General features: G+C 50.9%; 10 protein-coding genes. 5 read left to right on the top strand and 5 right to left on the bottom strand.

Features of this window, described 5'->3' with window-relative positions; all coding sequences use genetic code 11:
- The first annotated feature begins 371 nt into the window (after positions 1-371).
- Positions 372-998: a peptidylprolyl isomerase gene (locus C1A11_RS07735; RefSeq protein ID WP_102049907.1), complete on the top strand. Its 627-nt coding sequence runs from the start codon at positions 372-374 to the stop codon at positions 996-998.
- Positions 998-1381: a DUF1284 domain-containing protein gene (locus tag C1A11_RS07740; protein WP_102049908.1), complete on the top strand. Its 384-nt coding sequence runs from the start codon at positions 998-1000 to the stop codon at positions 1379-1381. Before C1A11_RS07735 ends, C1A11_RS07740 begins: the two co-directional genes overlap by 1 nt.
- Positions 1382-1429: 48 nt before the next feature.
- Here C1A11_RS07740 and C1A11_RS07745 read toward each other — a convergent pair whose 3' ends face one another.
- The 5 genes from C1A11_RS07745 to C1A11_RS07765 all read right to left on the bottom strand — a co-directional run bounded on the left by C1A11_RS07745 (position 1430) and on the right by C1A11_RS07765 (position 7280).
- On the bottom strand, positions 1430-1957 hold the full coding sequence (locus tag C1A11_RS07745) for a biotin transporter BioY (RefSeq protein WP_102049909.1): 528 nt from the start codon (positions 1955-1957) through the stop codon (positions 1430-1432).
- 49 nt (positions 1958-2006) lie between these two features.
- Positions 2007-2981 carry a biotin--[acetyl-CoA-carboxylase] ligase gene (locus C1A11_RS07750; protein WP_102049910.1) on the bottom strand — a complete coding sequence of 325 codons (975 nt, stop codon included), beginning with the start codon at positions 2979-2981 and terminating at the stop codon, positions 2007-2009.
- A gap of 117 nt (positions 2982-3098) precedes the next feature.
- Positions 3099-3893: a TatD family hydrolase gene (locus C1A11_RS07755; protein ID WP_102049911.1), complete on the bottom strand. Its 795-nt coding sequence runs from the start codon at positions 3891-3893 to the stop codon at positions 3099-3101.
- A 138-nt stretch (positions 3894-4031) separates the two neighbouring features.
- Positions 4032-6005 carry a methionine--tRNA ligase gene (metG, locus tag C1A11_RS07760; RefSeq protein WP_102049912.1) on the bottom strand — a complete coding sequence of 658 codons (1974 nt, stop codon included), beginning with the start codon at positions 6003-6005 and terminating at the stop codon, positions 4032-4034.
- A gap of 240 nt (positions 6006-6245) precedes the next feature.
- On the bottom strand, positions 6246-7280 hold the full coding sequence (locus C1A11_RS07765; protein ID WP_102049913.1) for a lipid II:glycine glycyltransferase FemX: 1035 nt from the start codon (positions 7278-7280) through the stop codon (positions 6246-6248).
- Between the two features lie 703 nt (positions 7281-7983).
- Between C1A11_RS07765 and glgB the strand changes: the two genes are divergently transcribed.
- The 3 genes from glgB (at position 7984) to glgD (ending at position 12358) form a co-directional block, all read left to right on the top strand.
- Positions 7984-9942, top strand: coding sequence for a 1,4-alpha-glucan branching protein GlgB (gene glgB, locus C1A11_RS07775; protein WP_180950376.1), 1959 nt, complete (start codon positions 7984-7986; stop codon positions 9940-9942).
- A gap of 87 nt (positions 9943-10029) precedes the next feature.
- Positions 10030-11235, top strand: a complete 1206-nt coding sequence (locus tag C1A11_RS07780; protein ID WP_102049916.1) for a glucose-1-phosphate adenylyltransferase — start codon at positions 10030-10032, stop codon at positions 11233-11235.
- A 1-nt stretch (position 11236) separates the two neighbouring features.
- Complete coding sequence (gene glgD / locus C1A11_RS07785) at positions 11237-12358, top strand: glucose-1-phosphate adenylyltransferase subunit GlgD (RefSeq protein WP_102049917.1); 1122 nt, start codon at positions 11237-11239, stop codon at positions 12356-12358.
- The last annotated feature ends 71 nt before the right edge of the window (positions 12359-12429 follow it).

Genomic DNA, 12429 nt, shown 5'->3' on the forward strand with positions numbered 1-12429 from the left:
CTAGAAACACAAAAAACAAATTAAAGCAATATATATAAAGTTTATGGCGGAGTGATTTTTAAATATGAATAAGCATTATCCGCAGCAGCATTAAGCCATAAAAGGCCCAATAGGCCATTGGTTGGGCTAAAACAGAGATATGCAAAAAACAAGATGTTCCGCTTTGCGCTTGCGCAGTTTAGATAAGAGCATGTCAAAATCAATCGAAGTGCGGACAAGACACGCCATAGCTGCAAAAGAAAGGCGAAAGATTTTCACAAGCTTTTCACACCGCTGTCTAGCCCAGCCGGGCACGGGTATGCTATACTAAAACAAGTGCCGTAAACAGCGGTACGTATTTTGCAACTTTCCACAGAAAGGAACACAAAATTATGAAAAAAGTATTTGCCCTTGCGCTTTGCGCGGTAGTGGCACTCTCTGCCTTTTCGGGCTGCGGCAAAAAAGCCGATTCCTCTACGGCATCTTCTGCATCGGGTAGCGCTGCAACGGAAGAATTGCTGACCGGCCTGCACCATGCTGAAATTGAAGTAGAAAATTACGGCACCATTAAGCTGGAGCTTGATGCTGATACTGCCCCCATCACGGTGACCAACTTTGTAAATCTTGCAAAAGGTGGCTTCTATGATGGTCTTACTTTCCACCGCGTCATCAGTGGGTTTATGGCACAGGGCGGCGACCCGAAGGGCAATGGCACCGGTGGCTCGGACAAAAACATCAAAGGCGAGTTTAGCCAGAACGGTGTTGAAAATAAAATTTCGCATCTGAGAGGCGTTATTTCGATGGCGCGTGCACAGACCCCGGACAGCGCTTCGAGCCAGTTCTTTATTGTACACGAAGACAGCACCTTCCTGGATGGTCAGTACGCTGCATTCGGTCATGTCACCGAGGGCATGGAAGTCATTGATCAAATCTGCAAAGATACCCCGGTACAGGACGGCAACGGCACAGTAGCCGCAGAAGACCAGCCTAAGATTACCAGCATTAAGGTTATCGACTAATGAACTTGATGTTGCGGCCTCACCACGGGCTTTGCATCCACAATTTTGTGGGCAAGGGCTATAGCGAAGCTTTTACAGCCAATATGAAAACGGTAATTGCACGCCTTGCACAGGAAGATCCGTTCTTTACGCTGGCAAAGGGCGAAGATGTGCTATGTGCGGCCTGCCCGCACAACAAAACCGAATGTGAAAGCGCTGCCAAGGTGCGAAAGTTTGACGGTGAAGTACTTCGGCTTTGTGGCCTGCAGCCCGGGGATACTTTAAAATGGAGCGAGTTTGCCGCATTGGTGGACAGCCGAATTTTAGCCGCGGGAGAGTTTTCAACCGTTTGCGCAAGCTGCGAATGGTACCAAACCTGCCAAGCAATTGTAAAACACGAATAAATAAAACCCCTTGCAGTTTTACACTGCAAGGGGTTTTTGTTTTGTGTATTAGATATGTGCCATGCGTTTGCGCAGCGCACCGGAAAGTGCTACCGCAGCTGCAACTTTTACAAAGTCGGGAATCAGAAACGGAGTGACACACATTGCAAGGCTGGCCGCAAGGCCGTTACCGGTAAGGAACATAAACCATGCGGTGCCTAGTGCGTAGCAGCAGACAAGGCCCAATAGGGTAGCCACGGCAATCGCCCAGGTGGGCAGTTGTTTTTTTACCGCAAGCGAGGGCAGAAGAGCCATAAAAAAGTAGCCGACAAGATAGCCGCCAGTGGGGCCGACCAGCACGGCGGGGCCGCCAGAAAAACCAGAGAATACCGGCAGACCGATGGCGCCGATGACCAGGTAAACAGCAATGGAAGCCATTGCCCAGCCCGGGGTGAGCAGCAGGCCGGTGAGGAAGACCCCAAGCACCGCCAAGGTGAACGGCACAGGGCCGATGGGCAGAGAAATCTGTGCAAGCACTGCGATTACCGCAGCAAGCAGACCTGCCAAAACAAGATCTTTGGTTTTAGATTTAGTCATAATATTCTCCAATAATACAAATTGTAGTATCAAAGAAGCGCTTTTGATGCTATTCGAGCCGTGTCGACACTTCGCCGGTCAACAAAGCTTCACGGGTACCGTCTGGCAACTCTACCACAAGACGGCATTCATCGTCAATCTCAATTGCCGTTGCAGGGTAAGGATCGCGGCCATTGGGCAGTACCATAATTTTTTTGCCGGGCAGAATGCTGCGGCGGCGATACTCGGGCAAAAAGCCTTTTTGGCCGAGCGCTGGCAGCATTGCGGCAAAACGGCGAATAATCTCGATAGCAATTTCGTTAGAGAAAAGCGTCTGATGGCCTTCTTTAAAAATCTCGCCGGCAATCTGGCGCAGCTCTTCCGGCCAGCCGCCTTCGGGGGCGGTCAGGTTCAGTCCGATGCCAACAGCCATCCAGTCTACGTCTCCGGTTTCCATATCGGTACCGGCTTCGGTAAGAATGCCGCAAACTTTTTTGCCGTCGATGAAGACGTCGTTAACCCATTTAATGCCGGCATCAATGCCTGCACGGTCTGCAAGGGTGCCACAGACGGCTACTGCGGCGGCGGTCGTTGCAAGCCCGCCGTCAGCAGAAGCAAGCGCCCTGGGGCGCACCAGCATGGTGAGGTAAAGGCCGTGTTTGGGTGAGTGGAACACCCGACCACGGCGGCCGCGGCCAGCAGTTTGTTCTGCCGAAATAATCGCGACAGGGCCTGGTTCACCATTTAGGGCCAGCTCTTTCGCGACCTGATTGGTAGAGTCCACTGCATCAAAGCATTGAATCTTCCAATCATCTAACCCCAATTGCTTTTTAATGTAATCTGCCGAAAGCACGTCCGCCTGAGGTGCAAGGCGGTAGCCTTTGGTAACGGCAGCGTCCATGAGTACGCCTTTTTCTCGCAGCTCGTTGGCTGCTTTATGCACGGCATTGCGCGAAACGCCAAGTTCGGCGGCAATCGCGGCGCCGGAAAGAAAACTATCTCGATGCTCGAGTAGCTGCAAAAGTAACGCTTCTTTGGTTGTCATAGCGGAGGCCTCCACTGTTTATTTGTAATTACAGATTTATTATAACAAGAAAAAACAAAATGTCAACCTTAATTTAAAATATGGTTGACGAATTTATGCGCGAGCCAATTCTAACAATTAATCGATGCCAAACAGCACTTTACCGTTTTCAAAGGTGCGGGTAAGTATTTCGTCCGAACCCACATTTTTGATTTCGGCAAGCTTTTGTGCCACATAGGTCAGCAGGGTGGAGTCGCAGCGTTTGCCGCGATAGGGCACCGGCGCCATATAGGGGCAATCTGTTTCTATCAGCATCTTATCCAGCGGCACAGCCGCAGCGGCTTCGATGGTTTTGCGTGCGTTTTTGAAGGTAACGACGCCGCCAAATCCAATGTACAGCCCCTGCGCAGTGAGCCATTTGGCATCATCTGCACTGCCGGAGTAGCAATGCACTACTCCTTTGGGACGATATTTTTTCAGCAATGCATAAGTGTCGCCGTGCGCCTCGCGGTCATGCACAATAATCGGCTTATCCAGTTCCAGCGCAAGCCGCAGCTCGGCTTCAAACAAAGCCAGTTGCTCGTCTTTGGGAATCGGCCAGTAATAGTCGAGCCCGCATTCGCCGATCGCCACCACTTTGGGGTGCTCGTAAAGTGGACGAATCGCAGCCATTTCTGCGCGCCAGTCGCCGCCAAAGCATGCCCGGGTAGAGGCATCCTCCTCAATAATACTTTCCGGGTGAATGCCCAGTGCCCCATAAATATGCGGATATTTTTCGCAGAGAGCGATGACCTTTTCGCTGGATTCAAAATCGGTAGCGCAATCCACAACGAGCCCTACACCATTTTGCGGCAATGCAGCAAGTAAGGCATCACGATCCGCATCGAACTGCTGAGCAAGATAATGGGTGTGTGTATCAAAAATTTGTGGCATAAAAGTGCCTCTTCCTTTCTGGAAAAGTGAAAAAGATACAGCGCACAACAAATGCAATCAGAGCCAGAAGGGGTGTTTGTGTGCTGTAAAAACAATCAGCGCCCGCCCAAACCAAACGGGGCAGGCGCTGAACAAAGTTTAATGAATCGCAGAACCAGGAGCAACGCTTTCGGGGAAGAAAACGACCGAAGCGCCGCCATCAGCGGTGTCGGCAGCCATAATCATGCCTTCCGAAACGTACTGGCCTTTCATCATCGGGCGCGGGGCAAGGTTTGCCACAATACCGACGTGTTTACCAATCAGATCTTCCGGCTTGTACCATTTGGCAATGCCGGAAAGAATCATGCGCTCGCGCTCACCGTCAAACAGGGTGAACTTCAGCAGCTTTTTGCTTTCTTTCATCTGCTCACAGGTGAGCACTTTCGCAACGCGCAGCTCGCATTTGCAGAAGTCATCAATTGTGATTTCCGGCAGATGCTCGATAGGCTCAGCAGAAACGGGCGCAGTCGGTGCCGGGGCAGCGGCTTTTGCAGCCTCTTCCTGTGCTTTTTTCTGTGCTTCCAGCTCGGCCAGCTCTTTCGCAGCGTCAATACGCGGGAAGAGCGGGTCGCCGCCAGCTACGGTAAGGGTAGCGGGCAGCATGCCGAATTTAGAAAGGGTGTCAAAGCTGAGAACATCTTCCGGTGCACCAAGCTGTGCGGCAATCTTCGGGCCGGTGGTCGGCAAAAACGGAGTGAGCAGTACCGCGGCATAGCGCAGCACTTCGCACAAATTGTAAAGCACAGTTGCAAGACGGGCGTTGTTTGCCGGGTCTTTTGCCAGTGCCCACGGCATCGTTTCGTCGATATATTTGTTGGCACGCTGAATTGCCTTAAAGATTTCTTGCAGTGCCTGGGGCAGCAGCAGTTTGTCCATGCAGGCAGTAACGGTTTCGGGCAATGCTTCACAAAGCGAAATCAGCTCTTTATCCAGTGCTTCGGGCTGGCGCTCTGCGGGCAGGGTGCCGCCAAAGTATTTTTTCACCATTGCAGTGGTGCGGGAGAGCAGGTTGCCAAGGTCGTTCGCAAGGTCGGCATTGATACGATTGATCAGTGCTTCGTTGGTAAATACGCCGTCGTTGCCGAACGGAATATCACGCAGCAGGAAGTAGCGGATGGCATCTACGCCATAACGGTCGCAAAGCACGACCGGATCCACAATATTGCCTTTGGATTTGCTCATTTTGCCGCCGTCGATGAGTACCCAGCCGTGACCGAAGACGCGAGAGGGCAGCGGCAGATCCAGTGCCATGAGCATAGCGGGCCAGATGATGGTATGGAAGCGCAGAATTTCTTTGCCTACCATATGCAGGTCAGCCGGCCAGTAGTTGGCATAGTCATTATAAGCATCATTTTCATAGCCGAGTGCCGAGATGTAGTTGGAGAGCGCGTCAATCCAGACGTATACGGTGTGGTTCGGGTCGAAGTCCACCGGGATGCCCCATTTTACGCTGGTGCGGGAAACACAGGTATCCTGCAGGCCTTGCTCAATAAAGCTGATCATCTCGTTTTTGCGGCTTTCCGGCTGGATAAACTGCGGGTTTTCCTGATACAGCTTCAGCAGACGGTCCGAGTAATTGCTGATTTTAAAGAAGTAGGCCTCTTCTTCTGCGTCGTAAACTTCACGGCCACAATCGGGGCATTTGCCGTCAACCAGCTGGCTGTCGGTCCAAAAGCTCTCACAGGGTTTGCAGTAGTGGCCCTTGTAAACGCTTTTATAAATGTCGCCCTGGTCGTACAGCTTTTTGAAGATCTTCTGTACGGTTTTGACATGGTATTCGTCGGTGGTGCGCACAAAGCGGTCGTTGCTGATGTTCATCAGCTTCCACAGCTCTTTGATGCCCGCGACGATGTCATCCACATACTGCTGCGGGGTCACGCCTTTGTCAGCGGCCTTGTCCTGAATTTTCTGGCCATGCTCATCGGTGCCGGTCAAAAACATAACGTCGTAGCCCTGCATCCGCTTGTAGCGGGCCAGTGCGTCACAGGCAACCGTGGTGTAGCTGTGGCCGATGTGCAGCTTGTCCGAGGGGTAGTAAATCGGGGTTGTGATGTAATATTTTTTCTTTTCCATATTGTTTTCCTCCTCCGGCAGACGAATGAGCCTGCCGAATTAATTTGTGTAGTGTAATTGCTCTGTACCAGAGCGTGAAAAGAAAACCTCCCGCCAAGACGGGCAGAAAATGTAAGCGGGGCAATTGGCCCCGCAAAGCACACGGCAGCTGCACCAAACAAGAACAGCAGCTGCCGGTGAAAACAGACTTTGCAGTGGTGAGGTTATAAATGGCACCTGCCAGCGAGATGCGCTGAGCGTTTAGTGGTGGCGCAACTTGCTGCGTACTTTCAGTGCCGTTTCTAGTGCGGCGTTTACAGCGGCATTGTAAACAATGCGGAACTCGCCCACCGTGGTGACAATTTCGCCTGTGAAGTTTTGCTTAAAGCCGAGTACGTTGTAGAGTGCTTCGCTGTCTTCTGGAGTAATGGCGACACCCTGCATGTCGTACACATGGCAGCCGGTGGAAAGTGCCCACTTCATCATCTCCCATTGGAGCATATAAGTGGCGCGCAGGCGGCGCAGAGAATGGTCGTCACTGCTGCACCCGTAAACGTGAGCAGTGCGGCCGGCGTAGTTGACCGAAAGGCCGCCGCAGATGGGCTCGCCGTCCGGTGAATAGCACATATAAAGCCGTGCTGCTTCAGGAAAGGCATCCAAAAAGCCCTGAAGATAGGACCTCGGACGAATCGAAAAGCCTTGGCGTTCGCCGGTTTCGCTGTACACCTTGTAAAAGTCGTCTAGGCATTCCATGCCATGGCGGCAAACAACGCCCTGCTTGGGTGCGTAGCGGATATAATAGCGGGTTTCGCGGGCAAATTTTGCCAGCAGCTCCTCTTCAGTGAGGCCTTTGATATAAGGTAACATATAGTTGTAGCGAGGCTGAATCGTATCTTTAAACGAGGCATCGGGTGTAAAATCACAACCCAAAGAGCGGAAAAGCTCAATGTGCTTTTCGTCGCCTTCGTAAAGATAGGGGTCCATTTTTAAAATATGGGCATGGTACTGCTTGGCCACAGCGGCAGCACCCTCCAGCAGTTCGGCAATCAATGCCTTGTCGTCATAATCACACACCGGGCCGCGCGGGGCGTACATCAATGCGCCGGGGCCCATAGGCATAATCAGAATGCTCATGGTGCCGCGCAGTGCGCCGTTTTCATCCCGTACTGCGACGATTTCGTGTTTCCAGTTCGGTTTTACCTTGGCCCATGCGGGGCTTTGCATAAAGCTGCCGTTCGGGTGGGCAGCCACAAAGGCTTCCGCTTCGGCATACTGTTCCGGTTTCAAAATTTCCACTTAGCGTTCCCTCGGATCCTTAAGATAATTTACATATAAAATATAGTATAGCACAAACCCTTGCAATTTACCACCAAAAGGGCTGTGAAATGCCGCTAAAGCAAGGCTAAACAGCATTTTTCAACTGGTTTGTTGAAAGCTTTGTCTGGTGGCTGACATTTTACGCAGTTTTGTCTAACTTATATACTTGCGGTCATAGCTACATAGAATATGATTTTATTGCTAAAAACAAAAACCAAAAATAAGAACATAGTGCGGTTCAAAAATAAAAACAAGAAACGTGCAGCACGTAGATACCCTAAAAATCAAACAGCGGCTTATAAAATCTTGATTAGCCATAATGACGATTTTCATGTGGCACTTTACATAAATTTTAAAAAATGTTTTGTGAAATATCACAAAAAACAGCTAGCAAAAACCAAATAGTTGATAACAGCCGAAAGAAAAGACAAGTTTTCTCTCAAACCATGTCGACATGTTGGATACTCTTTGCTATAAGAATTAGACACTTTAAACAAAAACAGTAAAATGGGCACTTTTTTTATGGGGGTAATTGCTTAAATACAACTTGAAAAAAAGTGCCGTTGTGTTAAAATAGGGGGTAAGAATGAGAAGGAAAGGCAGGGGTGCTTGGTGAAGATACAAATTCATCAAGCCCCCTGCCGTCTTTTTTAAAGGGGGTAATCCATTGAACTATCAGGAGATGGGCACGAGCGAACTGCCGGTGTACCTCTTTAAGCAGGGCACAAATTTTGAGAGCTACCGCTTTTTCGGCGCTCACCCTGCTGTGCAGGGCGGCCGTGAGGGCGTACTGTTTACTGTATGGGCGCCCCATGCAAAAAAAGTATCAGTAGAAGGCGATTTTAACGATTGGGATCCGGAAGCGAACCCGCTGACGGACCCTGACAAAAGTGGTATTTGGCAAGGTTTTGTAGAGGACCTGCCGGAATACGCAATGTACAAATACGCAATTACGACACAAACCGGCGAACAATTGCTGAAAGCTGACCCTTATGCTTTTCACACCGAAACAAGGCCCGGCAATTGCAGCAAAGTGTATGACCTTTCGGGTTATAGCTGGCAGGACGAGGCATGGTGCAGCGACCGCTCGCATAAAGATATCGTCAACACGCCGGTGAATATTTACGAGCTGCATGCCGGCAGCTGGCGCACCCATGCAGATGGCAATCCGCTGAGCTACGCCCAGCTTGCCGAGCAATTGGTGCCTTACATAAAAGAGATGGGCTATACCCACGTAGAGCTGATGCCGATGGCAGAATATCCGTTCGATGGCAGCTGGGGTTATCAGGTCACGGGCTATTATGCACCCACAAGCCGCTACGGCACGCCAAAAGATTTTATGGCATTTGTGGACACGATGCACCAAAACGGAATTGGCGTCATTATGGACTGGGTGCCCGCGCATTTCCCCAAAGACGCATTTGGCCTTTATAAATTTGACGGTGAAAACTGTTATGAAGATGCGGACCCGTTGCGCAGCGAGCACAAAGAGTGGGGTACCATGGTGTTCGATTACGGGCGTAACGAGGTGAAAAGTTTCCTTATCTCCAACGCACTTTATTGGCTGCGCGAGTATCACCTTGACGGCCTGCGGGTGGATGCGGTTGCCAGTATGCTGTACCTTGACTACAACCGTCAGAACGGTGAGTGGCGACCCAACATTCATGGCGGCAATGAAAACCTGGAAGCCATTGAGTTTTTGCGTACCTTGAACGCCGCGGTATTTGAGCGGTTGCCGGGAGCGATGATGATTGCAGAGGAATCCACTGCATGGCCGATGGTAACAAGGCCCGGCAAAGAGGGCGGCCTTGGTTTTAACTTTAAATGGAATATGGGCTGGATGAACGATATGCTGCGGTATATGGCCACTGATCCGCTCTTTCGCGCGGGCAACCATGACAAGCTGACGTTCAGTTTTATGTATGCGTTTTCTGAGCATTTTGTATTGCCTATTTCGCACGACGAGGTTGTGCATGGCAAATGTAGCCTGATTGGCAAAATGCCGGGTGAGTACGAAGAGAAATTCGCAAATCTGCGTATTTTCTTTGGTTATATGATGGCACACCCCGGCAAAAAGCTGCTTTTTATGGGGCAAGAGTTCGGCCAGTTTATTGAATGGAACGAAGCCAAAGAACTGGACTGGCTGCTGCTGAGCTATGAAAAACATGCACAGCTTGCAAACTATGTTAAAACGCTCAACCACTTTTATACCGAAACACCTGCGCTTTGGCAGATTGACTACAGCTGGGAAGGCTTCCAGTGGGTGGTTGCAGACGATAAAGACCAGAGCATCATCGTTTTCCGCAGATTGGACGACGATGGGCGTGAGGTGCTGATTGCCTGTAACTTTACGCCGGTTGCACGGCCCGGATACCGGTTCGGTGTTCCGCGTGCGGGCACTTACAAAGAGCTGCTTTCGTCAGACGCTGTAGAATTTGGCGGCACCGGACTGCACAACCCGCCAATACGCGCAAAGAAAAAAGCTGCCCATGGGCAGGAATACAGCATCGAGGTAACACTGCCCCCGATGAGTACCGTTTATTTTTCTGTGCCTGTGCCTAAAAGCACAGCCACGCAGAAAACAACAAAAACACCGGCCAAACGCACCGCGACGCAAAAGAAAAAGCCGGCTGTAAAATAAAGCAGCACCTCTTGTGGCCGCACCTTTGGGCGGTAAAAAGAAGTCTTTCGCAAGAAACTGCGGGCCATCCAGAAAGGAAGAATGTCTATGAAAGAATGTATCGCAATGCTGCTGGCAGGCGGGCAGGGCTCGCGCCTTTATGCGCTGACCCAAAAGCTGGCAAAGCCGGCAGTGCCGTTTGGCGGCAAATACCGCATCATCGATTTTCCGCTTTCCAACTGCGTCAATTCCGGCATTGACACCGTGGGTATTTTAACCCAGTATCAGCCGCTGGTACTAAACGAATATATCGGCAACGGCCAACCCTGGGACCTTGACCGCCTGTACGGCGGTGTGCACGTGCTGCCGCCGTATCAAAAAGCGAGCGGCAGTGACTGGTACAAGGGTACCGCAAACGCAATTTATCAGAACAGCAATTTCATCGAGCGGTATGACCCCGAATATGTGGTCATCCTCTCTGGTGACCATATCTATAAAATGGATTACTCCAAAATGCTCAGCTACCACAAAGAGCAGGGTGCCGACTGTACCATTGCAGTGTTAGAGGTACCCTGGGAGGAAGCTTCCCGTTTTGGCATCATGACCGCCGACACCAATGGTGTGGTGACCAAGTTTGAAGAAAAACCGGCAAAGCCGCAGTCGAACCTCGCTTCGATGGGTATTTATATCTTCACCTGGAGCAAGCTGAAACAGTACCTGGAGCAGGACGAAGCCGATACCAAGAGTGAAAATGACTTTGGCAAAAACATTATTCCCACCATGTTGGCAGATGGGCAGAAACTTTGTGCTTATCCGTTCGAAGGCTACTGGAAAGATGTCGGCACCATCGACAGCCTGTGGGAAGCCAATATGGACCTGCTCAACCCGAATGTTCCGCTGGACGTATGGGACGAGAACTGGAAGATTTACTCTCGCACGGCTGCCCAGCCGCCGCACCACATCTCTAACCTCGCACATGTAGAAAACAGCATGATTACCGAGGGCTGCGAGGTGGACGGAACTGTGGAGTTTAGCGTTATTTTCGCCAACGTGAAAATCGGCGCTGGTGCTGTGGTGCGTGATTCCATCATTATGCCCGGTGCGGTAATTGAAGAGGGTGCACAGGTGCACTACTCTATCGTTGCCGAAAATGTGACCATCAAAAAAGATGCCATTGTCGGTGCAAGGCCGGAGTGCATGACCGATTTGTCCCAGTGGGGCGTTACGGTACTGGGCGAAGGCATCACAGTGGGCGCGGGCGCAAGAGTGCAGCCCAAATCCATGCTTACAGAAGACGTCAAGGAGGTGCGCTAAGATGGTAAACCTGAACGCACTGGGTATTATTTTCCCCAATATGCACGACAGCGAACTCAAAGAGCTGACCGATCACCGTACCATGGCCTCTGTGCCGTTTGCAGGCCGTTACCGGCTGATTGATTTCGTCCTCTCCGGCATGACGGCAGCGGGCGTGCAGAACGTAGGCCTGATTGTTAAAAAGAACTACCAAAGCCTGATGGACCACCTTGGCAACGGCCGTGAGTGGGACCTTTCGCGCAAGCGCGGCGGCCTTACCATTTTTCCGCCGAATTCGGCAGGCGAAGGCGTCGATTACCATGGTCGCATCGAAGCGTTGCATACCATTTTGCCCTACATAGAAAAAGCAAAAGAAGACTATGTCATCCTTGCGGATTGCAATGTAGTCTGCAACATGGATTATGCGGCTTTGGTGCAGAAGCATCAAGAGCTGGGCGCCGACATTACAATTGCCTACACCAAAGAAAAAATGACCCCCGCAATTGAAAAGAACAACATCTCGCTGCAACTTGCGCCCTCGGGCCGGGTGCGTGAGCTGCTGACGAACGATTCTACCACGGGCAAACGTAACCTTTCAATGGGCATTATGGTAGTGGGCCGCGAAATGCTGGTTTCCATCGTCAAAAATGCTTTCTCCAAAGGGCAGGTGCGGTTTGAGCAGGAGATTATCGCCAAAAAGCTTGAAACTATGCAGGTGTATGGCTACGAGTTTTCGGGTTACCGCAGCCGCATCGTAGATATGGGCAGCTATTTTGAAGCGAATATGCAGATGCTGTATGTGGAAAACCTGAACCGGCTTTTCCCCGAAGGACGTCCCATCTACACTAAGGTGCGCGATGAGGCCCCGGTGCGCTACGCCATTGACTGCAAGGTGAAAAACGTAACCATGGCAGACGGCTGCATCATTGAGGGCGAGGTAGAAAATTGCATTCTCTTCCGCGGCTGCCGTGTGGGCAAAGGAGCTGTGGTCAAAAACTGTATCCTAATGCAGAATACAGTTATCGGCCCTGGTGCGAGAATGAACTACGTGATTACGGATAAAGATGTGACGGTGAGTGAGGGCCAGTACCTGGGCGGCACGAAGAATTTCCAGGTATTTGTGAAAAAAGGCTCTACCGTTTAAATAAAGCGAGACAGCTGCCGTGGCTGCCATCAGTTGCGGCAGCTGGCAAAAGCAAGTTCTCATTGACAGTG

Source organism: Pygmaiobacter massiliensis (assembly GCF_900199435.1).
GTDB classification, from domain to species: Bacteria; Bacillota; Clostridia; order Oscillospirales; family Ruminococcaceae; genus Pygmaiobacter; species Pygmaiobacter massiliensis.